The sequence below is a fragment of the Agrobacterium sp. DE0009 genome, assembly GCF_007680755.1.
Taxonomy (GTDB): Bacteria; Pseudomonadota; Alphaproteobacteria; order Rhizobiales; family Rhizobiaceae; genus Agrobacterium; species Agrobacterium tumefaciens_B.
In genome coordinates this window covers 1,351,213-1,375,668 of the sequence record NZ_VEIU01000001.1, presented here as the reverse complement: position 1 = coordinate 1,375,668, position 24,456 = coordinate 1,351,213, and the positions used below count along the sequence as shown (strand labels likewise).

Below are 24,456 nucleotides of genomic sequence, written 5' to 3'. Positions count from 1 at the left end.
GATGGATATCGTCAAACGCCTCCGCCGCGTCGGCCTGCCGCGCCTCATCGTCCATGCCAGCGTTCTGATCGTCGTGCTTCTCTGGCTCCTGCCCACGCTCGGCATTCTCGTGAGTTCGTTGCGCGACAAGGACCAGATCACCGTTTCCGGCTGGTGGACAGCATTTTCCAGTTCCGAACAGACCTCGGCGGTTCGTCTCGCCGATGCTTCCGTGCAGAAGCAGGACGGCAGCCGCTATGTCATATCAGGCAATGTCTTCGAAAACGGCCAGGGCGGCAAGGTCGCGGCCTTCGGCGTGCGCGTGCAGGAGCCGACAGCATTCAAGGCAGGCGAAGCCGCTGACATTGGCGATGGCGAGACGTTGCTGGTCAAGGAGGACGGCGGTTACGAATATAGCAAAGCCTCAAGTTTCGAGGGTTCGCGCGCCAAGCGCGTCTATATTTCCGTCGCCACCCCGCCTGTCTTCACGCTCGATAATTACCGCACGGTCCTGACCTCTGAGGGCATCGGCCAGTCCTTCGTCAATTCGCTGACGGTTGCTGTGCCTGCAACGATCATCCCGATCCTGATTGCCGCCTTTGCAGCCTATGCCCTGTCGTGGATGAGCTTTTCCGGCCGCAATCTGCTGATTGCGATGGTGGTGGGGCTGATTGTCGTGCCGCTGCAAATGTCGCTCATTCCCCTGCTTCGCATGTACACAGAAATCGGCAATATTTTCGGCGTCTCTTCCAAAGGCTATGCCGGCATCTGGCTGGCACACACCGCCTTTGGACTGCCGCTCGCCATCTATCTGCTGCGCAACTATATTTCCGGGCTGCCCAAGGAAATTATCGAAAGCGCCCGTGTCGATGGCGCAAGCGATTTCGAAATTTTCGTCAAGATCATCCTGCCGCTCTCTTTCCCGGCGCTCGCTTCCTTCGCCATCTTCCAGTTTCTCTGGACCTGGAATGACCTGCTCGTCGCCATGGTCTTCCTCGGAACGCAGAAGAACGAACTCGTGCTGACGGGTGCGCTCAACGCGCTGCTCGGTTCGCGCGGCGGCAACTGGGAAATCCTTACCGCCTCGGCCTTCGTCACCATCGTCGTGCCGCTTGGCGTTTTCTTCGCGCTTCAACGTTATCTCGTGCGTGGCTTGCTCGCCGGCTCCGTCAAGGGAGGCTGACAGACCATGGACGCCCATACCAGACAGGACAAATCAATGACCGCTTCGGTGACTTCCGCTTTGACGCCCAACAAGGACTGGTGGCGCGGCGCTGTTATCTATCAGATCTATCCGCGCTCCTATCAGGACTCCAATGGCGACGGCATCGGTGACCTCAAGGGCATTACCGACCGCCTCCATCACATCGCCAATCTGGGTGCCGATGCAATCTGGATTTCGCCCTTCTTCACCTCGCCGATGAAGGATTTTGGTTACGACGTCTCGAATTATGTCGATGTCGATCCGATGTTCGGTACGCTGGCCGATTTCGACGGGTTGATTGCGGAGGCCCATCGCCTTGGCATCCGCGTCATGATCGATCTTGTTTTGTCGCATACCTCGGACCAGCATCCCTGGTTCGTGGAAAGCCGCGCCAGCCGCAACAATCCGAAAGCGGACTGGTATGTGTGGTCGGACGCCAAACCGGATGGCACGCCGCCCAACAACTGGCTGTCGATCTTCGGCGGCTCGGGCTGGCAGTGGGATCCGACCCGCATGCAATATTACATGCACAACTTCCTGACCTCGCAACCGGACCTCAATCTACATAACCCGGAAGTGCAGGAAGAGTTGTTGAACATCACACGTTTCTGGCTGAAGCGCGGCGTCGATGGTTTCCGCCTCGATACCATCAACTTCTATTTCCATGACCTCGAGCTGCGCGACAACCCGGCGCTGGCTCCGGAGCGCCGCAATGCTTCCACCGCGCCTGCGGTCAATCCCTATAACTTCCAGGAACATCTCTACGACAAGAACCGCCCGGAAAACATTGCCTTCCTGAAGCGCTTCCGCGCGGTGCTGGACGAGTTTCCGGATATCGCCGCCGTCGGTGAAGTGGGCGACAGCCAACGCGGTCTGGAGATCGTCGGTGAGTATACGTCGGGCGATGACAAGATGCAGATGTGCTACGCCTTCGAATTCTTGGCGCCCGACGCGCTGACCCCGCAGCGCGTCGCCGATGTGCAGGCGGATTTTGCGAGAGCTGCGCCGGAAGGCTGGGCCTGCTGGGCATTCTCCAACCATGATGTCGTGCGTCATGTCAGCCGCTGGGGCGAGCATGTCGAGGACAAGGACGCTTTTGCCAAGGTCCTTTCGGCACTGCTGATGACACAGCGCGGGTCCGTCTGCATCTATGAGGGCGAAGAACTTGGCCTCACCGAAGCCGACATCGCGTTCGAGGATTTGCAGGACCCCTACGGCATCCAGTTCTGGCCGGAATTCAAGGGCCGCGATGGGTGCCGCACGCCGATGGTGTGGGATGCCGGCCATGCGCAGGCGGGTTTCTCGACAGCCGACAAAACGTGGCTGCCAATTCCGGCGGAGCACAAGCAGCGCGCCGTCAGCGCCCAGCAGGGCAATGAGGCATCCGTGCTGGAACATTACCGTCGCTTCCTCACTTTCCGCAGGCAGCACCCGGCTTTCGCGAAAGGTGGCATCGAGTTCCAGCCCGTTCAGGGCGAGGTGTCGAGCTACACAAGGACGCTCGGAAACGAAACCATTCTCTGCCTCTTCAATCTGTCGGCGACGCCGGCAAAGGCATCGCTGCCGGATGGGAACTGGGAGGTTCTGGAGGGCCACGGCTTTACAGCCGCGCTCGAAGGCAGAAACGTAGAACTTCCGGCGTGGGGCGCGTTCTTCGCCCGTTACGCCTGACAGAACAGGGAGGACCACCCATGACAAGTCTCGTTCTCAAGGATATCCGCAAATCCTACGGACAGGTGAAGGTGCTGCACGGCATCGATCTTTCGATCGAACAGGGCGAATTCATCGTCTTCGTCGGCCCCTCCGGCTGCGGAAAGTCGACGCTGCTGCGCATGATCGCGGGTCTGGAGGAGATCACCGGAGGCGAGATGTATATTGACGGACAGCTCGTCAACGAGATCCCACCTTCGCGCCGCGGCATCGCCATGGTGTTCCAGTCCTACGCGCTTTATCCGCATATGACGGTCTATGACAACATGGCCTTCGGCATGAAGATCGCCAAGGAAAACAAGCAGGAAATCGACCGCCGCGTCCGCGCCGCTGCAGAAATCCTGCAGCTGACGCAATATCTGGAGCGTCTGCCCAAGGCTCTCTCGGGCGGCCAGCGCCAGCGTGTTGCCATCGGCCGCGCGATCTGCCGCAACCCGAAGGTCTTCCTGTTCGACGAGCCATTGTCCAACCTCGATGCGGCGCTGCGTGTCGCCACGCGCATCGAGATCGCCAAGCTCAACGAGCAGATGGCCGAGACGACGATGATCTACGTCACTCACGATCAGGTGGAGGCGATGACGCTCGCCGACCGCATCGTCGTTCTGAATGCCGGGCGCGTGGAGCAGGTCGGTGCGCCGCTCGAACTTTATGAGAACCCGGCCAATCTCTTCGTTGCGAAATTCATCGGCTCGCCAGCCATGAACATCATCGCTGGCAAGATCGTCGGGACCGGAGAGCGGACATCGATCGAGCTTGCCGGCGGCAAGACGCTCGTCGTCAACGTTTCCACGCCGGGGAGCGAACAGGGCAAGGCCGCAAGCTTCGGCGTGCGGCCGGAAGATCTGAGCATCGTCACTGGCGACGACTATCTCTTCGAAGGGAAAGTATCGATTGTCGAGGCGCTTGGCGAAGTTACCCTGCTTTATCTTGAAGCACCGAAAGGGCAGGAGCCGATCATCGTCAAGGCACCAGGCATCGTTTCGGCTGCGAAGGGCCAGACCCTGCGTTTCGCCGCGCCGCAGGAAAAACTCCACCTCTTCAACGCCGAAGGCAAGACCTACCGCGTCTGACGCTTTAGGCTGAAGCCCCGGAACGCCACTCGTTTCGGGGTTTTCTCAGGTTTTTCGCCTGTGGAAAAACGCCGCGAATGTCCCACTTCCGGTCTGTTTAAGACGGCGCTGATATGAATTGTTAAAGACTATGGCCTAGTCTTGCTCCATTGATCGAGCATGGAGTCTGGGCGTGCAAAGCGGTACCGGTGTGATCAGGAACCATTACCTGAGCAAGGAAGAATCTTTCATGTATGACCGCGAAAGCCGGTTCCGCATGGAAGATACAATGAATGCCGCACGCATCGAATATACTGAAAAGGCTGTGATGCACATGGCGGCGCGCCGCTGCGATGTCATCCGCATTTCGCAGACCGAGGCAGTGCTGGCGCTGATAACGAAATATAACCTGCCGAACCAGTTCTATCTCGATATTCCCGACGCCCGCATCAGCAAGATCGGCTGCGTCATGCTGCGCGTCAACGCCAACAACACCATCCACGTCCGCTTCCTGCGCATGCTGACGCAGAAGGAACTGGACCGCATCTTCGTGTTCAGCACGCATCCGGCGCATCGTGACCGGAAGCTGGATATCAGGTCGTTCTGAGTTATCAGGGCGAAGCTCTTAAAGCCCGCCCTGACCCGTCTTGTTCATCCGAACATCCATCCCCGAATATCAATGGAACAGGACGCTGGCGCCCTGATCGGCGGGGCCGGCATTGCGGCGGAAGGGGGCGAAAAGTTCGCGGCCCATACCCCACTCATTGCCTGAGAGATCGGCACGCGCCGGTTCGCGCTTTGACAGTTCAGCGGCGGACACCAGCACCTCGAGCGAGCCGGAAATCGCGTCGAGACGGATGATATCGCCGTCGCGGATGAGCGAGATCGGACCGCAATCGGAAGCCTCCGGCGTCACATGGATGGCGGCCGGCACCTTACCGGACGCACCGGACATGCGCCCGTCGGTCACCAGCGCCACCTTGAAACCACGATCCTGCAGCACGCCAAGCGGCGGCGTCAGACGGTGCAGTTCCGGCATGCCGTTAGCCTTCGGCCCCTGGAAGCGGACAACGGCGATGAAGTCGCGATTGAGCTTGCCGTCCTTGAAGGCGTCCTGAAGCTCCTGCTGGTCGTGGAAAACGATGGCCGGCGCTTCGATGATATGGCGTTCCGGCTTGACGGCGGAAATCTTGATGACCGATTTGCCGAGATTGCCCGTCAGCATCTTCAGGCCACCGGTCGGCTGGAACGGGGCTTCGATGCTGGAAAGCACCTTCGGATCGTGGCTCTGTTCCGGGGAGGGCTGGCGGGTGACGGCCCCCTTCTCGTCAAGCATTGCATCCACTGTGTAGGCCGCAAGCCCCTGTCCGAAGACCGTACGGACGTCGTCATGCACGAAGCCCTGCTTCAGGAGCTGCTTGATGAGGAAACCCATGCCGCCGGCGGCGTGGAAATGGTTCACATCGGCAAGACCGTTGGGATAAACGCGGGCGAGCAGCGGCACGATGTCCGAGAGATCGGAAATATCCTGCCAGGTGAGGATGATACCCGCCGCACGCGCCATGGCGATCAGGTGCATGGTGTGGTTGGTGGAACCGCCTGTCGCATGCAGGCCGACGACGCCGTTGACGACGGATCGCTCGTCGATCATCTCGCCTGCCGGCGTGAATTCATTGCCCTGTGCGGTGATGGCGAGCGCGCGCTTTGTGGCCTCGCGCGTCAGCGCGTCACGCAGCGGCGTGCCCGGATTGATGAAGGAGGAACCGGGCATGTGAAAGCCCATGATTTCCATCAGCATCTGGTTGGAATTGGCGGTGCCGTAGAAGGTGCAGGTCCCGGGGCCGTGGTAGGATTTGGATTCCGCTTCGAGCAGCTCCGCACGACCGACCTTGCCTTCGGCATAAAGCTGGCGAATGCGCGACTTCTCGTCATTCGGCAGGCCTGATGTCATCGGGCCGGCGGGAATGAAGACCGCGGGCAGGTGACCGAAGGCAAGGGCAGCGATCACGAGGCCGGGCACGATCTTGTCGCAGACGCCGAGATAGAGAGCGGCGTCGAACATGTTGTGCGAGAGGCCGATGCCGGCAGCCATGGCGATGGCGTCGCGGGAAAACAGCGAAAGCTCCATGCCCGGCTGCCCCTGGGTCACGCCGTCGCACATGGCGGGAACGGCGCCCGCAACCTGCGCGATGCCGCCCGCTTCCTTCGCCGCATCGCGGATGATCGCGGGGAAGGTCTCATAGGGCTGGTGCGCCGAAAGCATGTCGTTATAGGCGGTGATGATGCCGAGATTGGGAACCCGGTCGCCGGCAAGGATGTCCTTGTCGGCGGGGGAACAGACCGCAAACCCGTGCGCGAGATTGCCGCAGGAAAGCACGGAACGATGAACGCCCTTGGAAACCTGCAGCCGCAGCCGCTCGAGATAGGTCTCGCGGTATGGCTTGGAACGTTCGACGATGCGGGCGGTAATGGCCTGAATGCGGGAATCGGCGGACATGGGCGTTCATCCTGTTCGTTGGTCGGCAACCGGCGTTCCGGGAGGTGAGCGGCCGGTTGTCGTGGTTCAGTCTTCATGTCTTCGGGGCGCTTGTCGCGGGCCGCAGAGGCGGCAGCCGCGGTGGGTTATGGCGCCCAGTATATATCCACAGGCGTCTCCGCCCGGTTCAGCACGGCACGAATAGGCATTTCATCCTCATCCTCACCGGACTGCGCTTTCTCCAGCGTTGCCTTCTTGGCCGCACCTTCGATGTGGAGCACCAGAAAACCGGCATCGTGCAGGCTGGAGAAGTTGAAGGTCAACCGCTCCTCGCCGGCAGTTTCCGCCGCCATGGTCAGGACGCCGCGCGGCTCATCGAGGTCAAGCGCTTCGTAGAGATTGTCTCCACCGGGGAAGAACGATGCCGTATGGCCATCCGTTCCCATGCCGAGAATGACGACATCGAACGGATCGCAGATCGCTTCGGTCTTGACGGTCGCAAGGGTTGCCGCGTCTTCCGGGGAAGCGGCAGGCTGGAATAGCGGCACGAAATAAGCCGCCTTCGCCTTGTCCTGCAACAGGTTCTCGGCGACGAGACGGTGGTTCGACCGGTCGCTTTCCGGTGGCACGAAACGCTCGTCCACCAGCGTCACGCTGATATTGGGCCAGTCGAGTTCGTGATGGGAAAGCGCCTGAAAGAACAGCTTCGGTGTCGAGCCGCCGGAAACCGCAATGCTTGCGGTCCCCCGTTCCTTGGTTGCTTCATCAAGGCGTTTGGCAACTTCCGCCGCGAGCGCTGTCGCCAGCGCTGCAGGGGTGTCGAAGACGTGGATTGTTTCGCTCATTGAAGGCCCTCAGTCGGCATCATGCCAGGTGCGACCGTCACGCTCGATCAGCGCGATGGAACCGCTTGGACCCCAGGTGCCAGCCGTGTAGCCCTGCACGCCCTGGCCCAGCTCTTCCCAGCTCTTCAGGATCGGGTCGACCCAGTCCCAGGCGGCCTCAACTTCGTCGCGCCGCATGAACAGCGTCTGGTTGGAGCGGATCGTGTCCATCAGCAGGCGTTCATAGGCGTCGGGGCTGCGCACGTTGAAGGCTTCGGCAAAGCTCATGTCCAGCGACACCTGACGCAGGCGCATGCCGCCCGGGCCTGGGTCCTTGATGAGCAGAGACTGCTTGACGCCCTCGTCCGGCTGCAGGCGAATGACCAGCTTGTTGGCCTCGATCTTGCCGGCCGCATCGTCGAAGATCGAATGCGGGATCTGCTTGAAGGTGACGACGATTTCCGAAACGCGGGTCGCGAGGCGTTTGCCGGTGCGGATGTAGAAGGGAACGCCGGCCCAGCGCCAGTTGGCGATTTCGGCCTTGATGGCGACGAAGGTCTCGGTGTTGGAAACGCCGCCTTCCAGCTCTTCCAGATAACCTTTGACCGGGCCACCGGCGGAAGCGCCGGCGCGGTACTGCCCGCGAACCGTCAGCTTTTCGACGTTGCTGGTGTCGATTGGCTTCAGCGAGCGCAGAACCTTGAGCTTTTCGTCACGCACGGCTTCGGCATTCATGGAAGCAGGCGGTTCCATGGCGACAAGGCAAAGCAGCTGCAGGATATGGTTCTGCACCATGTCGCGCAGCGCACCGGCCTTGTCGTAATAACCGGCGCGGCCTTCAAGACCGACCGCTTCGGCAACGGTGATCTGCACGTGGTCGATATGGGCGGAATTCCACAGCGGCTCGTAAAGCGCGTTGGCGAAACGCAGCGCCATCAGGTTCTGCACCGTCTCCTTGCCGAGATAGTGGTCGATGCGGAAGATCTGCTCTTCCTTGAAGACATGGCCGATGGTGTCGTTCAGCTCCTGCGCCGAAGCGAGATCGCGGCCGATCGGCTTTTCGACAACGATGCGGGTCGAGCGGGTAATCAGCTTGTGTTCGCGGATCTTGTCGGCGATATCGCCGAAAATACCCGGCGCCACGGCCAGATAAAAGGCGCGCACGCGCTCTTTACCCTCGTCCAGCAGCTTCTTCAGCACATCCCAGCCATTGCTGCCCTTGGCGTCAACGGGCACGTAAAATAGCCTGTTCAGGAACACTGCAACCTGGGCGTCGTCATATTCGCCGGCCTTCAGATGCTCCTTCAGCGCGTCCTGCGCGAATTTGCGATATTCCTCATGGGTCATGACCGAACGCGACGCGCCGATGATGCGGGTCGGCTCCGTGAACTGCCCTTCGATCTGCCGGTGATAAAGGGCCGGCAGAAGCTTGCGCTCGGCAAGGTCGCCCGTGCCGCCAAAAACGACACAATCAAAAGGTTCAACAGGAATGATCTGACTGCTCATATCGATTCTCTCGATCTTCAAGGGTTGGGGCATCCATAATCTAATCGATTTAAAAATGCCAGACTCAGTTGGGTGAAATTATGAATTTTGGTTTGGCCTTAGGCCGTATGTAGAATGGGTTGCGTTTCGGAACAGACCTTTTGCCGGTGGGGGCACGGAAAACAGGAACAATACCATGACTGCGGCGATACCCCGCCAGAACAGGTGGATGGCGCAAGTACGTCCGGTATCCTGGCTTTGCTCGATGCTATCCAACAACATCTGCGCTTCTTCGAATTGCCGCCCAGCAATCCGGATCTCTATTCCGCCGAGCGCAACAGCGTAATGCCAGAAGATCGAGGCGAATTGGCTCGGCAGCGCAACGGTTTGAACTCCATATGCCCGCAGGAAAGACGCCGTCACTGCCGTCTCAGCGAGCCCGTAGCCCGTGGCAATAGTAACAAGCCGGTCATCCGCTTTTTCCATCGAACCCCCTGTTTGAACCCCCTGTTTATTCTGAAGGATCAAAACCTGTCTCGCAACGCGAACCACGACAGCGCCAGAAAGAGCAACGGCGCACGGAGCGACGTGCCGCCGGGGAAGGCAGGGACTTTCAGCCGCGCGAAGGGCGCCAGCATGTCCTTTTTGCCGAGCACCAGATCGGCATAAAGCTTGCCGCAATAATTCGACAACATCACGCCGTGACCGGAATAACCGCCGATGGAGGTGACGCCGGGCATGACCTCGCGCACGAACACCGTGCGCGGGAGGGTGATGCCAACGGAGCCGCCCCAGGAATGGGTGATTTCGACAGCTTTCAGTTCGGGATAAATTTCCGCGATCTGCCGGCGGATATGGGTTGAGATATCGCGCGGCGTATCTGCCGTATAGGCCTCGCGTCCGCCGAACAGCAGGCGATTATCGGCAGTCTTGCGAAAATAGCGCACCACGAAACGAGAGTCTGCCACAGCCTCCTTGCCGGGGATGATGTCTGGATAGGCGTCGAGCGGTGCGGTCGCGCCGATGAAGGAGCGGATCGGCATGATATGGGCCGCCGTCACCGGCTCCAGATTACCGATATAGGCATTGGTGGCAATCAGCACCCGCGGCGCGGTAATCGTGCCGAAGGGCGTTTCGATGATTGACTTTCCGCCCACCTGCCGGATCGATTTCGCCGGCGTCATCTCGTAAATCTGAGCGCCGGCATCCTTTGCCGCTTTTGCAAGCCCGACGAGCAGCTTCAACGGGTGTATATGGCCGGTGCCGGTATCGCGCGTACCGCCGAAATAATGGGTGGAGCCGACACGTTTGCGCGCTTCGCCACGCTCCATGTAGGAAATATGCGGATAGCCGTAGCGATTGTTCATCGCATCGACGCTGCGGCGATAGTCGTCCTCGTAGCCCGCCTTGTGCGCCACATAAAGCTGCCCGGGTAGATACTCCATGTCGATGCCGCGGCTGCTGGCGAAGTCACGCACGTAGTTTTTGGCATCTTCGGCGATGTCGAACAGCAGCTTCGATTGCTCGAAGCCGATTTCCTGTTCCATCTCGTCGGGAAATGAGCGCTGACCGGTGCCGAACTGGCCGCCATTGCGGCCGGAAGCACCATCGCCAAAACGATGCGCCTCGATGAGGGCGACCGACACGCCGTTTTCCGCAAGGTTACACGCCGCCTGCAGGCCGGTATAACCGCCGCCGATGATCGCGACATCGACCTGCTTCGGCCCGTCGAGGGCGGGGTAGTCCGGCCGCTCGCCAACGGTTGCCTGATACCAGGATAGTCCCGGCGCAATCGGGCTCTGCCATGTCATGCTCGTGGTTCCTCACACGTTGAGAAGCAGGAACTCGCGCTCCCAGGGGCTGATGACCTGCATGAAGGTCTCGAATTCCCCGCGTTTCAGGCCGGCATAAAGGCCTACGAATTCGTGGCCGAAAATCCGGTCGAACTGCGCTTCTCCCTCGAGCAGGGCCACGGCTTCAAGCAGGCCGCGCGGCAGGTCGATCGAGCCTTCATTGGCCGTATCGGCGGTGGGTTCTGTCGGTTCGATGCTGTTGACGATACCGAGCCAGCCGCAGCCGAGCGAAGCGGCAAGTGCGAGATAAGGGTTGGCATCCGAACTCGGCAGGCGATTTTCGACGCGCCGCGCCTGCGGGCCGGAAATCGGCACGCGGAAGGCCGTCGTGCGGTTGTCATAACCCCAGGCATTGTTGACCGGGCAGGCCATGTCGGGCGTCAGGCGGCGGTAGGAATTGACATAGGGCGCCAGCATGACCAGCGCATTCGGCACGTAACGCTGCATGCCGCCGACGAAGGAGAAGAACTCTTTCGAGGGGCTGCCATCCGCATTGGAGAAGATATTGCGTCCGCTGTCGATCTCCACCACCGACTGGTGGATATGCATGGCTGAACCCGGCTGGCCCTGCATCGGCTTGGCCATGAAGGTGGCGTAGATGCCATGCTTCAGCGCCGCTTCGCGAATGGTGCGCTTGAACAGGAACACCTGGTCGGCAAGCTCGATCGGATCGCCATGGCGCAGGTTGATTTCCAGCTGCGCCGGACCTTCCTCATGGATGAGTGTGTCGATCTCCAGACCCTGCTTTTCGGAGAAGTGATAGATGTCGTCGATCAACTCGTCGAATTCGTTGATACCGGCGATGGAGTAGCTCTGGCCGCCAACGATGGAGCGTCCGGACCGGCCCTTCGGCGGATGCAACGGATAGTCGGGGTCGTCATTCATGGCGACGAGATAAAATTCGATCTCCGGCGCCACGACAGGCTTCCAGCCCTTTTCTGTGTAGAGCGACAGCACGTTCTTCAAAACGTTGCGCGGCGTGTAGGGCACGAAATTGCCTTCCGCATCCACCACGTCGCAGATCACCTGCGCGGTGGGGTCGGTTTCCCAAGGCACGACGGAAAGCGTGGAAAGATCAGGCACCAGCTTCAGGTCGCTGTCGCGCGGTTCGTAGCGGAAATTCGCCGTCTCATCGGGATATTCACCTGATATCGTGTGGCGATAAAGTGCCGAGGGGAGGGCGAGCGAAGTGTCGCCGGTGAATTTCGCCGTCGGCATCATCTTGCCACGGGGAACGCCGGCAAGGTCGGGCGTGATGCACTCGATGTCCTCGATGCCGCGTGCGCGCAGCCATTGCGCGGCTTCGCGCCAGGAGGAAACGCCACGGGTGGAGGAAAGGTCGAGGGGAGGGGACTTCTTTGCCATGGTTGCCTGTTTCTTCGGGCGGAGCATGGTTTTCTTCGCGGGCATGTATCACCGGGTCTGTGTTTCTGGTGGCGCCATCATAACCGTAGTTTGGCAATTGGCGAGGGGGAAAGCGCCATTGACAAGCGCCGGGACTTGGAAAAAGAGGAAGGAAACGGATCGAATGGAATGATGGCAGAGAAATGTGACGTGCTGATTTTGGGGGCGGGCGCCGCCGGCATGATGTGCGCCATCCGCGCTGGCCAGCGCGGCCGTTCCGTCGTCATTCTCGACCATGCGAAAGCGCCGGGCGAAAAGATCCGCATCTCCGGCGGTGGTCGCTGCAATTTCACCAATATCCATGCCGGGCCGAAGAATTATCTCTCTGCCAATCCGCATTTCGCCAAATCCGCGCTCGCCCGTTATACGCCGCGCGATTTCATCGCCCTTGTCGAAAAACACCGCATTTCCTGGCACGAAAAGACACTTGGCCAGCTTTTCTGCGACGACAGCGCCAAGGATATCATCCGCATGCTGCTCGGCGAAATGCAGGCGGTGAATGCGAAACTGCGGCTCGAAACATCAGTCTCGGCCGTCAGCCATGACGGTGACCGTTTTCGCGTGACGACCTCAGGCGGCGTCATCGAGGCGGAAAGCCTTGTCGTCGCGACGGGCGGCAAGTCCATCCCGAAAATGGGCGCGACCGGTTTTGCCTACCAGATCGCCGAACAGTTCGGCCTCAAGCTCATTGAAACCCGCCCCGGCCTCGTACCTCTGACGCTCGATCCCGCTTCGTTGGAAAAGCTCAGCCCTCTTGCCGGCGTCGCGGTTCCGGCCGAGGTTTCCCATGGCAAAACCGCGTTCGAGGAAGCGCTGCTGTTTACCCATCGCGGTTTGAGCGGTCCTTCGATCCTGCAAATCTCCTCCTACTGGCGTGAGGGTGATGTGATCCGCCTGAAGCTCGAGCCGCATCGTGATATCGCCGGACTGTTAAAACAGGCAAAACAGAAGAACGGTCGTCAATCGCCCCAGACGGCCCTGTCGGAAATCCTGCCGAAACGGCTTGCCCAGCATGTCGTCGACCAATCCGGCCTCACAGGCCATCTCGCCGACATGTCCGACAAGGTGCTGATAAAGCTGGCGGCAGACGTGCAGGACTGGCAGATCAAGCCCGCCGGGTCTGAAGGTTATCGCACCGCAGAGGTTACGCTCGGCGGGGTGGACACGACCGGCCTCGATTCCCGCAGCATGGCGGCAAAGGCCGTGCCCGGCCTCTATTTCATCGGTGAATGTGTCGATGTGACCGGCTGGCTCGGCGGTTATAACTTCCAGTGGGCCTGGGCGTCTGGTCAGGCGGCGGGCGAATTCGCGTGACTGTCTCTGGCCTTGGAGTAGGTTCGCAACTTTCTCCTCCGTCATACCGGCCTTGAGCCGGTATCCAGTCAGCCCAAGTCTTTGGGCTGAAAAGACTATTCTCGCCGCACAGACGTGCGTCGGCTGGACCCCGGATCTAGTCCGGAGTGACGGCGTATGATGAGGCCTGTTCGCCAAACTTGCTGGCTGAGTTTATTGTCCCTCTTCGCCCTTTTTAACAACCTGTTAACGGGCCCGGAGTCATCCTGACCAAATGCCAGCAAAGCGGGATCACATCTCGATCCCGCTGCACATGATGTCATGCTGGACGCCCTTAACAGGGCATGGGTCGGTTGAGTTTTTCGTCTGGAGCCCGCGCATGAACAGATCTGCACATCGCCGCCCTCGCGCCATTGCTATCGCCCGCACTGACAACGAGAGCCGTCAGCTGGCCTTTCGCCTGAGCCTCATCGCCGCCGGTGCTCTCGCAGCCCTGATAGCGCTCTTTTACTGATCGGCGGCCCTTCGCTCTTATCAAGCTGATTAGCGCGCTAAAAAGCCGCCATGGCCGAGACGCCTCGGCCATATCCCTGTAAAACTTTTCTTCCAACAGAATGGCCTCACGCCGTGTGCGCGGCCGCTGGTTGTCGATGATGGCCCGTGCTGCAAAAATCGCGTGCATGTCGCTCTCCTTCTAATGCGGAGGGCCATGATGCACGCCGTTTTTTGATTTATCTGCGCAAGAAAATGCGCTACGTTTTTCAATGATGAAAAACGTCACCTGGGATTCCTATCAGCTTTTCCTTGATGTGTCACGCAGTGGCGGCTTGACGGGCGCTGCCAGCCTGACGGGTTTAAGCCCCGCGACCATAGGTCGGCGCATGGTCGAACTGGAGGAGCGGATCGGCAAGGCGCTGTTCCAGCGCAGTCAGACGGGATACGCCCTCACGATGGACGGTCGTGTGCTGTTCGATAGACTTCAGGCCATGGAGAATGCGGCGCGAGATATCGAGGGATGGCAGAAGGCGTCATCGGCCTCGTCCATCGTGCGGATTGCCGTGGGCACCTGGAATGCCTGGCTCTTGACCAGCAACTTCTCCGCCATCTGCACGGATCGCGATGATTTCCGCATCGACCTTTTCATTGCCGAGCAGAGGGCGTCTCTGGCCCATCGCGAAAACGATATCGGTATCCGCGCTTTCGAGCCGCAGGAGCGTAATCTCGCTGCCATCAAGACGGGGGAGGTTGCCTACGCCCGTTACAGACTGCGAAACGCTGCCGTTTCTGTTGCCGATCGCTGGCTGGCGGTGGCCGAGGAAAATGCGATTTCAACCTACCTGCGGTGGCCGCACGAAAACCGTCGCAATCAGATCGTGGTGACGGTGAACCGGCCAACGGCGCTTCTCGATCTTGTCCTCTCAGGGGCGGGGATTGCGGTGCTTCCCTGTTTCGTCGGCGATGCCGATACGCGGCTGACGCGTGAGGGCGAAGAGCTCGGGGCGCTTCGCCACAATCAGTGGATCGTCATGAACAACGACGATCGCCACCGCCGCGATATCAGGACGGTGGCGGACCGGATGACCCGTCTCATCAAGGGGCATTCCGATCTTTATGCCGGGCGCAAAAGCCGCCCGGCATAACCGTTCTGCGGATCAGGCCGCAGCGCTTCCCTGCGCGACGATGACGGGGATCAGCAGATCGCCCCAGTTGCCGCCGCCACCATGGTGGCGGGCCGAGCGGACCAGCTCGACGGAAACACCGGCCTCGACGGCTTTCATGACGGCCTGGTTGAGGCGGTGCAGGTCGTTGGCCAGCATGCGGATGGCGGCCTGCTGATCCTGCGTCATGGCGGAGGACTGCTCCTCGGCGCGTTCCTTGACATGGGTCTTGATCGGGTTGTGGGCGTTCATGGCATTTCTCCTCTCATTATTGTCGGGGGTTTTTGATCCGGTTTGCAAGCCCTTCCCTGTAATGGGAAGGGCGGTTTTTTCGATTTATTCCGCCGCCGGGCGGAACTGGTCGTGCTCGGTGGATTCCTTCATGGCTGTCGTGGAAGACGTACCGCCCGAAATCGCCAGGGACACGGCGTCAAAATAGCCGGTGCCGACTTCGCGCTGGTGCTTGGTGGCGGTGTAACCATTCGCTTCCGCTGCAAATTCCGCTTGCTGAAGCTCGGAATAAGCCGCCATCTGCCGATCCTTGTAACCGCGCGCCAGTTCGAACATGCCGTAGTTGAGCTGGTGGAAGCCAGCGAGCGTGATGAACTGGAACTTGTAGCCCATCGCGCCTAGCTCGCGCTGGAACTTTGCAATCGTCGCGTCATCGAGGTGTTTTTTCCAGTTGAACGATGGCGAGCAATTGTAAGCGAGCTTCTTGCCGGGATGGACCTTGTGCACGCCCTCGGCAAACCTGCGCGCCTGCTCGAGATCCGGCTTCGACGTCTCGCACCAGATCAGGTCGCAATAGGGAGCATAGGCGACCGCGCGGGCAATGCAGGGCTCCAGCCCGTTCTTGACCTGATAGAAGCCCTCGACAGTGCGGCCGGCATCGTAATCCACGAAGGGACGGTCGCGCTCATCGATATCGGAGGTCAGAAGCTTGGCAGCCTCCGCATCGGTGCGGGCGATGACCAGCGTTGGTACACCCATGACATCAGCCGCAAGCCGCGCCGCCGTCAGGTTGCGAATATGCGCCGCCGTCGGGATCAGAACCTTGCCGCCGAGATGGCCGCATTTCTTTTCCGAAGCCAGCTGGTCTTCATAGTGAACACCCGCCGCACCCGCCTCGATGAACGCCTTCATGATCTCGAAGGCGTTGAGCGGCCCGCCGAAACCGGCTTCTGCGTCGGCAACGATTGGCGCGAACCAGGTGTCGACCGACAGGCCCTTGCCCTCTGCCGTCTCGATCTGGTCGGCGCGCTGCAAGGTGCGGTTGATGCGCTTCGCCAGCTCCGGCGCGGCATTGGCCGGATAAAGTGACTGGTCCGGATACATGGCCGACGCCGTATTGGCGTCCGCTGCAACCTGCCACCCCGAGAGATAAATCGCCTTCAGCCCGGCGCGGACCATCTGCATGGCCTGGTTGCCCGAGAGCGCGCCCAGCGCATTGACGAAATTCTCCTCGTTGATCAGCTTCCACAGCCGGTTCGCGCCCATTTCGGCCAGCGAATGGCGGATTTCGACGGAGCCGCGCAGCCGCTCCACATCGCCGGCGGTATAGGTCCGCTCGATGCCATCGAAACGCCCCTGCGGTGCACCCGGAACAAGCTTGTAAAAATCCGTCATACTTCTCTCTCCCAAGATAAATACAGTTTCAAGAACGGAGGACGGTGAGTTGCATGCGCCGCCGTTTGATGTGACTACATTTACATTTTCCTAGATTTGAGCGCCAGAACAAACATAAAAACAGTGACTTGAAAGAGGTCATGCTGTAGGATGCGTGACAGAGTGGCGCTGTAAAAATGTAAATTTTGTAAAATAGCGTGATCTGTCGAGTTTGTAACAGGCTTGTATGAGTCGACGAGGACGGAGGGGTGAGGGCGGTGTCGGAAAACAAGATTTTTGCAGGCCCGCGGGTACGCCGCATTCGCAATGGGCTGGGGCTGACGCAGACGGCCATGGCCGAGGCGCTGGCGATTTCGCCGTCCTATCTCAATCTCATCGAGCGCAACCAGCGGCCGCTGACGGTGCAGCTGCTTTTGAAGCTCGCCTCAGTCTACAAGGTCGATCTGGACGACTTGCAGGGCGAAAGTGCCGGTTCCGCCGGGCAGCTGCGAGAGGTCTTCGCAGACCCGCTGCTGGCGGGCGAGGTGCCATCGCCGCAAGAATTGATCGAGGTGGCCGATGCTGCGCCGAATGCGGCAAGCGGCGTCCTCAAGCTTTACCGGGCTTACCGGGAGCAGGCGCAGCGCCTGTCCGACCTCTCCGATCTTCTGGCGCGGGAAGGACATGAGACGGCGCTGTCTTCCACCCGCCTGCCGATCGACGAGGTGCGCCACGTCTTTGAAAACCGCCCGGCCTATCTCCATGCCATCGATGCGGCCGCGGAAGACCTTCATAAGCAATTGGTGATGGGAGATGATCTTGCCTCTGGATTGAGGGCATGGCTTCAGAAGAACCATGGCATCGTCGTCAGGACCTTACCGGTTCATGCCATGCCGAACCTGAGACGGCGCTATGACCGCCATTCCATGCGGCTGTTTTTGTCAGAGCGTCTGTCGCAGCCAGATCAGCTCCGTGAAATGGCGATGGAAACGTGTCTCCTGGCGCTTCGCGAAGAGATAGGCGCGGAACTGGAGGCGCTGGGCCTGAAAGGTGAGGAGGCACGGCGTATTGCTCGGTTTGAACTGGCGCGCTATGCGGCCCATGCGCTGATGATGCCCTATGGTTCATTCCTCGCCGCCGCGCAGCGGGCGAAATACGACGTCGACGTTCTGCGGTCGCGCTTTAACGTGTCATTCGAGCACGCAGCCAACCGGTTGGTCACCCTGCAACGGCCGTCGGCTCCGGCAATCTCGTTTTTCCTGATGGAAATCGACAACGCCGGAAACCGCTTCCGCCTTTCGGGCGCCACTGGTTTCCCGAGGGCGCGGTTCGGTGGCCTCTGTCCGCGGCTCAATATTCACGCCGCCTTCGCCCAGCCGGGACAGGTCCTGGTGGAGGCGGTTGAGATGCCTGATGGTGACGCCTTCCTCACGGTGTCGCGCACGCTGGAAGGCCCGCAGGCCGGTTTCGGCGAAAGAGTGCGGCGTACGGCTCTGCTCTTGGGCTGCGATTTCACGCAGGCAGGGGACACCGTCTATGGCCCGGCTGCTTCGGGGGCCGCCCCCGTTGCCATTGGTCCCTCATGCCGGCTGTGCGAAAGGCAGGGCTGCCTGTCGCGGGCGGAAGCGCCGCTTACGCGCCCGCTCGGGTTGGATGAAATGGTCACTGGCCTCAGTGTTTTCGACTTCCAGTAAGCTTTTCCACGCAATTTTCCGCGTGTGAAACACATGTGGTTGAAAATGCTGTGCTGCACATTTCCCGCTTGCTCCCTTTTGTTTTCCTTTCTAGTCTCGCTAAAAAAGGGGATCACGCTCCCACCGTAAGGATGCGTTAACAGGAGACATCATGAAAAACCGTTCTCTCCGTCTGACCTTGGCTCTCACCACAGTGCTTGTTGCAGCAGGTTCGGCAATGGCCCAGGAAAAGGTCGTCCACGTCTACAACTGGTCTGATTATATTGATCCCGCCATCCTTGAGGATTTCACCAAGGAAACCGGTATCAAGGTAGTTTATGACGTCTATGACGGCAACGAAGTGCTGGAGACCAAGCTTCTGGCCGGCAGTTCGGGTTATGATGTCGTGGCGCCCACGTCGCCCTTCCTTGCAAGGCAGATCAAGGCCGGCGTTTATCAGAAGCTGGACAAGTCCAAGCTGCCGAACCTCAAGAACATGTGGCCGGAAATCACGGAACGCCTGGCGCAATACGACCCCGGCAACGAATATGCCGTCAATTACATGTGGGGCACCACAGGCATCGGGTACAATGTCGCCAAGGTAAAGGCGGCGCTTGGCGATGTGCCTGTCGATAGCTGGGACGTGCTGTTCAAACCCGAAAATGCCGAGAAGCTGAAGGCCTGCGGCATCAACATTCTCGATGCCTCCGACGAGACTTTCGCGATTGCCATGAATTACATCGGCAAGAACCCCGACAGCAAGGAGACGGCCGACCTGGAAGCGGGCGGCGAGGTCTATTCCAAGATTCGTCCTTTCGCGAAAACCTTCAATTCCTCTCCTTATATCAATGACCTCGCCAATGGCGACATCTGCATTTCCATCGGCTGGTCCGGCGATATTCTCCAGGCCAAAACCCGCGCCGAAGAGGCCAAGAACGGGGTCGAGGTGAATTACGTCATTCCGAAGGAAGGCACCTATATCTGGATGGACAGCTTCGCCATTCCGGCAGACGCCAAGAATGTCGAGGAGGCCCATGCTTTCATCAACTACATGATGAAGCCTGAAGTCGCCGCCAAGGCCTCTGACTACGTGCAATACGCCAACGGCAACCTCGCCTCGCAGGCGCTGATGGATCCGGCTGTCGCCAAGAACCCGTCTGTTTATCCGAGCCCGGAAACGATGAAGAAGCTCTTCACGATTTCGCCCTACGGGCCAAAGGAACAACGTGTCCTGAACCGCGTCTGGACGCAGATCAAGACCGGCAGCTAACCGGACTTGGGTGAGGGTGGCGCCGTCCACCCTCTCTGCCCTATCAGGTGTCGATGAAATCTTGGGTGAAATGGGGCGGGCATGGCAAAGACACTCGGACCGGTCAAACGCAAATTCAGCCCTTGGGATAATCCAGACGCGGTGCCCTTCATCCGTTTTGAAAACGTCACCAAACGGTTTGGCGATTTTGTCGCTGTCAACAATCTGACTCTCGATATCTACGAGCGCGAGTTTTTCTCGCTGCTGGGTCCCTCGGGCTGCGGCAAGACCACGCTGATGCGCATGCTGGCCGGTTTCGAGGAGCCGACCGAGGGCCGCATCCTCCTGCAGGGCAAGGATATTTCCGGCGTACCGCCCTACAAGCGCCCAACCAACATGATGTTCCAGTCCTACGCGCTTTTCCCGCATATGTCGGTAGAAAAGAACGTGGCCTTCGGCCTTGAGCAGGACGGGCTGCCGAAGGCGGAGATCGCCGGCCGCGTCGAGGAAATGCTGCGGCTCGTCAAGCTGACGGAATTTGCCAAGCGCAAGCCAAGCCAGCTTTCCGGCGGCCAGCGCCAGCGCGTGGCGCTTGCCCGGTCGCTCGCCAAACGGCCGAAGGTGCTTCTTCTGGATGAACCGCTCGGCGCGCTCGACAAGAAGCTGCGCGAGGAAACCCAATTCGAGCTGATGGATATTCAGACCAATCTCGGTCTCACCTTCCTTATCGTCACCCATGATCAGGAAGAGGCGATGACGGTGTCGGACCGCATTGCCGTCATGGACAAGGGCAACGTCGTGCAGGTGGCAACGCCAGCCGAAATCTATGAAGCGCCGAACAGCCGCTACGTGGCCGACTTCATTGGCGACATCAACATTTTCGACGCCACGGTCGTCGCCAATGCCTCCGATATCGGCAAGCCCGGTCTGGTGACGCTCGATTGCGACGGATTGAAGGTGTCGGTGGAACAGGAATGTGCGGCTGCCACCGGCAGCCAGGTGGCTTTCGCCATCCGCCCGGAAAAGGTCCGCATTTCGCTCGACCAGCCCGCCGATAGCAGCATCAATTCCGCCTATGGCGAAGTCTGGGATATCGGTTATCTCGGTGACTTCTCGGTCTTCATCGTCAAGCTCGCCGATGGCCGCGTCATGCGCGCCGCGCAGGCCAATGTATCGCGTCTCGTGGATCGCCCGATTACCTTCGGTGACATGGTGTGGCTGAGCTGGAAACCGGATTCAGGGCTCGTCCTGACACGCTGAGGGAGGCTTCGATGGCAATCACCACTCCCGAAAACCGGCAAAGCCCCTGGCGCTGGCTGGTTGTTGCGGTCCCCTATTTCTGGCTGCTGCTGTTTTTCGCCGCACCCTTCTTCATCATCCTTAAAATCTCCCTGTCAGATACCGCAATTTCCATGCCGCCCTACACGCCGGTCTTCGAAGGATTTTCGAAGCTCGGCGAATTTTTCTCGCAGCTGGATTTCGAGAATTATCTCTTCCTCACGGAAGACCCGCTCTACATTGAAGCCTATCTGTCGTCGCTGCGTATCGCCTTCATTTCCACATTCCTGCTGCTGCTGATCGGTTATCCGATGGCGCTTGCCATGGCCCGCGCGCCTTCAGCCGTGCGGCCGACGCTTGTCATGCTGGTGATCCTCCCGTTCTGGACCTCGTTCCTGATCCGCGTTTACGCCTGGATTGGCATTCTGAAGCCGGAAGGTCTGCTGACGGTGCTGTTCCAGTGGCTCGGGTTTCTCGGACCCGACCAGCAGGTCAATATCTTCCGCACCGAAACGGCGATCTTCATCGGCATCGTTTATTCTTATCTGCCTTTCATGGTGCTGCCGCTTTATTCGGCGCTGGAAAAGCTCGACAATACGCTGCTGGAAGCCGCGGCCGATCTGGGCTGCCCGCCCTGGAAGGCCTTCTGGAAGATCACCTTCCCATTGTCCCTGCCAGGTGTCGTGGCCGGCTCGATGATCTGCTTCATTCCGATCACGGGCGAATTCGTGATCCCCGATCTACTCGGTGGCGCGCAGACGTTGATGATCGGCAAGACGTTGTGGACGGAATTTTTCGGCAATCGCGACTGGCCCTTGGCATCCGCGGTCGCTGTCCTCCTGCTGATCCTGCTGGTGGTGCCTATCGCCATCTTCCAGAACCAGCAGAAGAAGGTGGGGTGAGGCCATGAAGCGCGGAAAATTCGACATTACCGTCCTCACCCTCGGTTTTGCCTTCCTCTATATCCCGATCATCATTCTGATCATTTATTCCTTCAATGCCTCCAAGCTGGTGACAGTCTGGGGCGGCTTCTCGCTGCAGTGGTACAAATCCATGTGGTCGAACCAGAGCCTGATGGATGCGGCATGGGTGACGCTGCGCGTGGGTATCCTCAGCGCCACCATCGGCACCATTCTGGGAACCTTGGCGGCTCTGTCGCTCACACGCTTTGCCCGCTTCCCGGGCCGGGTGCTGTTTTCCGGCATGATTTATGCCCCGCTCGTCATGCCGGAGGTCATCACCGGCCTGTCGCTTCTGCTGCTCTTCGTGGCTGTCGGGGTGGATCGCGGTTTCTGGACTGTCGTCATCGCCCACACCACCTTCACCATGTGTTATGTGGCGATCGTCGTGCAGTCGCGCCTGCTGACCTTTGACCGAAGCCTTGAGGAAGCCGCCCTCGATCTCGGCTGCCCGCCGGTCAAGACTTTCTTCCGCATTACACTGCCGCTGATCTTCCCCGCCGTCATCGCCGGCTGGATGCTGGCCTTCACCCTGTCGCTCGACGATCTCGTGATCGCAAGCTTCGCCACCGGACCGGGTGCAACCACGCTGCCGATCAAGATTTATTCGCAGGTTCGCTTGGGCGTGACGCCGGAAATCAATGCCATCTGCACCATCCTGATCGGGCTCGTGACTATCGGTGTTATCGTCGCGTCAATCGCCTCCAAGCGCACGGAGCTGCAGCGGATGCGCGACGAACATGCGGCCGCGCGCAACTGATCCAAAGACCCGTCCTGCGTCTTCGCTTTGATAATGGATCATGCAGAAACTCAAAGGCCGACAGTGTAGTTTTACGGCTCTACGGTCTCGGAATAGGAATTATCGTCGGTAATTGCTCTGTTTTGGTTTTAACCCCCTGTTAATACGGGCTGGCGGAAAGTAAATCCAACGCAGGGCCGTCATATGTGTTGATGGCCGGGATTGATAATTTCCATAGAGCGAGATTGTCCCCTTTCTCTCGTTGAAAAGCACAACTTATCCAAGGCGGTCGTAAGGCCGCCTTTCTTTTTGCCACATCATGTCTGCTGTCACCGGCTTTCCGGATGATCCATCGATTTTGAGACGAGGAGAACCGGAATAAGCCCGGCGATAATGATGATGATCGCCGGCACGGCGGCATCCTGCACCCGTGAACGGGACGCATCCTCATAAACAAGCGTGGCCAGGGTGTTGAACCCGAAAGGCCGCAGCAGGATGGTGGCCGGCAATTCCTTCATGGATTCAATAAGGACCAGAAGGAAGGCGGTCAGCGCCGCTGGCCGCATATTCGGCAGCAGCACCCTGAACAGCGTCTGCGCCCGGTTGCGCCCGAGCGTGCGCGCGGCCATATCGATATGCGGCGAAAGCTTCTGGAAACCGGCATCTAGCGTGCCTTCCGCCATGGTCATGAAACGCACGGCATGGGCATAGATGATGGCAAACGCCGTACCAGAGAGCAGCAGCCCGCTGGAGAAACCGAAATGCGTACGGAAAAATCCATCGACGCCGTTATCGAGGCCCGCCAGCGGAATGAGGACGCCGATGGCAAGAACGGTGCCGGGCACCCCATAACCCATGGAGCCGAAACGCGCCGCCACTTTCGAGATGCCGGAGCGTTCTGTGCGGATGGCGTAAGAGAACACGAAGGCGGCAATCAGTGTCACGAAGGCAGCGGTCAGCGACACTTCGAGGCTATGCCCCAGGGATTTCAGAAGCTTCGGGGCAAAAAGGGCGTCGAGCCTTTTTGCCGCGTAACCGCCGAGCACGATGACAGGAATGAAAAATCCGCTCGCCACCGGCAGGAAACAGAACAGCCCGGCACACCAGCGCCGCCAGCCGGTCAGCGTCTTCAACGGGTGTCGCTGGGCCATGCTTGTGGCCTTGGGTGCGCCAAAGCGCTGTTTCTCCCTTGCATTGCGCTCGATGACGATCAACGCACCGACGATGATGAGGATCATGGCGGCGATCTGGGTTGCATTGGCGAGATTGCCGCGGTTGAGCCAGGTCTCGTAAATGGTGAAGGTCAGCGTCTGGACGCCGAGATATTCGACCGCGCCAATATCGTTCAGCGTCTCCATCAACACCAGCGAGAGCCCGATGGCGATGGCGGGCCGCGCCATGGGCAATTGCACGGAGAAAAACACACTCATCGGTTTTGCGCCGAGTGTGCGGGCCGCTTCGGCCGCAAACCGCCCCTGCATGGAAAAGGCGGCACGTGCCGAGAGATAGACATAAGGATAGAGCACCGAACTCAAAACGATCACCGCTCCACCGAGCGAGCGGATATCGGGAAACCAGTAGTCACGGATGCTGTGGTAACCGAAGGTGGCGCGAAGGGCGCTCTGTACTGGCCCTGTGAAATCGAGAAACTCGCCGAACGCATAAGCCGCCAGATAAGAGGGAATGGCGAGCGGCAGCACAAGACCCGCGGACAGGAGCCGCCGCAGCGGAAACTCGAAGGTGGTGACCAGCCAGGCGCAGACTATCCCAAAAAATGCCGTGGTGGCGGCCGTCAGACCAAGCAACATGAAGGTGCGGAACCCGGCACGCGGTAGAACATTGGCGAGAAGATGCTGCCACCCCTCCGTGCTGCCGGTCAGCGCCAGCCAGAAGATTGCCAGAACGGGCATGGCGGCGATGGCCGAAACAATGATGGCCGCAATCGGCAGTAGCGATACGCGTCTCGTCGCGGAAATGGGCACCATCATGGTCATGCGAGCCTGCTGTCCTGCAAAAGC

21 protein-coding genes are annotated in these 24,456 nt (G+C 59.7%); 11 read left to right on the top strand and 10 right to left on the bottom strand.

What is annotated here, in order from left to right; all coding sequences use genetic code 11:
* Position 1: 1 nt before the first annotated feature.
* The 4 genes from FS804_RS06955 (at position 2) to FS804_RS06940 (ending at position 4,549) form a co-directional block, all read left to right on the top strand.
* Positions 2 to 1,162: a carbohydrate ABC transporter permease gene (locus FS804_RS06955; RefSeq protein ID WP_144575827.1), complete on the top strand. Its 1,161-nt coding sequence runs from the start codon at positions 2 to 4 to the stop codon at positions 1,160 to 1,162.
* A 36-nt stretch (positions 1,163 to 1,198) separates the two neighbouring features.
* On the top strand, positions 1,199 to 2,854 hold the full coding sequence (locus FS804_RS06950; RefSeq protein WP_063949829.1) for an alpha-glucosidase family protein: 1,656 nt from the start codon (positions 1,199 to 1,201) through the stop codon (positions 2,852 to 2,854).
* A gap of 20 nt (positions 2,855 to 2,874) precedes the next feature.
* Positions 2,875 to 3,963, top strand: coding sequence for an ABC transporter ATP-binding protein (locus FS804_RS06945; protein WP_144575825.1), 1,089 nt, complete (start codon positions 2,875 to 2,877; stop codon positions 3,961 to 3,963).
* A 229-nt stretch (positions 3,964 to 4,192) separates the two neighbouring features.
* Entirely contained in the window at positions 4,193 to 4,549 is a 357-nt protein-coding gene (locus FS804_RS06940; RefSeq protein WP_063949736.1) for a hypothetical protein, read from the top strand.
* A gap of 69 nt (positions 4,550 to 4,618) precedes the next feature.
* On the opposite strand, the gene edd is transcribed toward FS804_RS06940, so the two are convergent.
* From edd to FS804_RS06910, 6 genes are all read right to left on the bottom strand, one after another.
* Positions 4,619 to 6,439, bottom strand: a complete 1,821-nt coding sequence (gene edd / locus FS804_RS06935) for a phosphogluconate dehydratase (protein ID WP_063949737.1) — start codon at positions 6,437 to 6,439, stop codon at positions 4,619 to 4,621.
* A gap of 125 nt (positions 6,440 to 6,564) precedes the next feature.
* Positions 6,565 to 7,263: a 6-phosphogluconolactonase gene (gene pgl, locus FS804_RS06930; RefSeq protein WP_063949738.1), complete on the bottom strand. Its 699-nt coding sequence runs from the start codon at positions 7,261 to 7,263 to the stop codon at positions 6,565 to 6,567.
* A 9-nt stretch (positions 7,264 to 7,272) separates the two neighbouring features.
* Positions 7,273 to 8,748 (bottom strand): glucose-6-phosphate dehydrogenase, encoded by a 1,476-nt coding sequence (gene zwf / locus FS804_RS06925; protein WP_063949739.1) that lies wholly within the window; start codon positions 8,746 to 8,748, stop codon positions 7,273 to 7,275.
* Positions 8,749 to 8,826: 78 nt separating this feature from the next.
* Positions 8,827 to 9,213, bottom strand: a complete 387-nt coding sequence (locus FS804_RS06920; protein WP_063949830.1) for a hypothetical protein — start codon at positions 9,211 to 9,213, stop codon at positions 8,827 to 8,829.
* Between the two features lie 38 nt (positions 9,214 to 9,251).
* Positions 9,252 to 10,538 carry an FAD-binding oxidoreductase gene (locus tag FS804_RS06915; protein ID WP_144575823.1) on the bottom strand — a complete coding sequence of 429 codons (1,287 nt, stop codon included), beginning with the start codon at positions 10,536 to 10,538 and terminating at the stop codon, positions 9,252 to 9,254.
* Positions 10,539 to 10,550: 12 nt separating this feature from the next.
* Positions 10,551 to 11,990: a glutamine synthetase family protein gene (locus tag FS804_RS06910; RefSeq protein WP_063949741.1), complete on the bottom strand. Its 1,440-nt coding sequence runs from the start codon at positions 11,988 to 11,990 to the stop codon at positions 10,551 to 10,553.
* Between the two features lie 123 nt (positions 11,991 to 12,113).
* Here FS804_RS06910 and FS804_RS06905 point away from each other — a divergent pair, with 123 nt between their 5' ends.
* The gene (locus FS804_RS06905; protein ID WP_144575821.1) at positions 12,114 to 13,298 is read left to right on the top strand and encodes an NAD(P)/FAD-dependent oxidoreductase; all 1,185 of its coding nucleotides are present in this window, start codon (positions 12,114 to 12,116) and stop codon (positions 13,296 to 13,298) included.
* A gap of 313 nt (positions 13,299 to 13,611) precedes the next feature.
* Here the strand turns inward: FS804_RS06905 and FS804_RS25440 are convergent, their stop codons facing one another.
* A complete protein-coding gene (locus tag FS804_RS25440; RefSeq protein WP_144575819.1) occupies positions 13,612 to 13,959 on the bottom strand; it encodes a hypothetical protein in 348 nt (115 codons plus the stop codon).
* Positions 13,960 to 14,044: 85 nt separating this feature from the next.
* Between FS804_RS25440 and FS804_RS06895 the strand changes: the two genes are divergently transcribed.
* Entirely contained in the window at positions 14,045 to 14,917 is an 873-nt protein-coding gene (locus FS804_RS06895) for a LysR family transcriptional regulator (protein WP_144576355.1), read from the top strand.
* 12 nt (positions 14,918 to 14,929) lie between these two features.
* Here the strand turns inward: FS804_RS06895 and FS804_RS06890 are convergent, their stop codons facing one another.
* Together FS804_RS06890 and aceA are read right to left on the bottom strand one after the other, a co-directional pair.
* Positions 14,930 to 15,187 (bottom strand): hypothetical protein, encoded by a 258-nt coding sequence (locus FS804_RS06890; protein ID WP_003493954.1) that lies wholly within the window; start codon positions 15,185 to 15,187, stop codon positions 14,930 to 14,932.
* An 84-nt stretch (positions 15,188 to 15,271) separates the two neighbouring features.
* A complete protein-coding gene (gene aceA, locus FS804_RS06885) occupies positions 15,272 to 16,561 on the bottom strand; it encodes an isocitrate lyase (protein ID WP_144575817.1) in 1,290 nt (429 codons plus the stop codon).
* Positions 16,562 to 16,818: 257 nt separating this feature from the next.
* Here aceA and FS804_RS06880 point away from each other — a divergent pair, with 257 nt between their 5' ends.
* The 5 genes from FS804_RS06880 to FS804_RS06860 all read left to right on the top strand — a co-directional run bounded on the left by FS804_RS06880 (position 16,819) and on the right by FS804_RS06860 (position 22,459).
* On the top strand, positions 16,819 to 18,234 hold the full coding sequence (locus FS804_RS06880) for a short-chain fatty acyl-CoA regulator family protein (protein ID WP_144575815.1): 1,416 nt from the start codon (positions 16,819 to 16,821) through the stop codon (positions 18,232 to 18,234).
* 151 nt (positions 18,235 to 18,385) lie between these two features.
* On the top strand, positions 18,386 to 19,483 hold the full coding sequence (locus FS804_RS06875) for a polyamine ABC transporter substrate-binding protein (RefSeq protein WP_144575813.1): 1,098 nt from the start codon (positions 18,386 to 18,388) through the stop codon (positions 19,481 to 19,483).
* Between the two features lie 81 nt (positions 19,484 to 19,564).
* Complete coding sequence (locus tag FS804_RS06870) at positions 19,565 to 20,722, top strand: ABC transporter ATP-binding protein (protein ID WP_144575811.1); 1,158 nt, start codon at positions 19,565 to 19,567, stop codon at positions 20,720 to 20,722.
* A gap of 11 nt (positions 20,723 to 20,733) precedes the next feature.
* Positions 20,734 to 21,642 carry an ABC transporter permease subunit gene (locus tag FS804_RS06865; RefSeq protein ID WP_144575809.1) on the top strand — a complete coding sequence of 303 codons (909 nt, stop codon included), beginning with the start codon at positions 20,734 to 20,736 and terminating at the stop codon, positions 21,640 to 21,642.
* A gap of 4 nt (positions 21,643 to 21,646) precedes the next feature.
* The gene (locus FS804_RS06860) at positions 21,647 to 22,459 is read left to right on the top strand and encodes an ABC transporter permease (RefSeq protein ID WP_063949749.1); all 813 of its coding nucleotides are present in this window, start codon (positions 21,647 to 21,649) and stop codon (positions 22,457 to 22,459) included.
* A gap of 308 nt (positions 22,460 to 22,767) precedes the next feature.
* Here FS804_RS06860 and FS804_RS06855 read toward each other — a convergent pair whose 3' ends face one another.
* The gene (locus tag FS804_RS06855; protein ID WP_371417844.1) at positions 22,768 to 24,426 is read right to left on the bottom strand and encodes an ABC transporter permease; all 1,659 of its coding nucleotides are present in this window, start codon (positions 24,424 to 24,426) and stop codon (positions 22,768 to 22,770) included.
* Between the last annotated feature and the right edge of the window lie 30 nt (positions 24,427 to 24,456).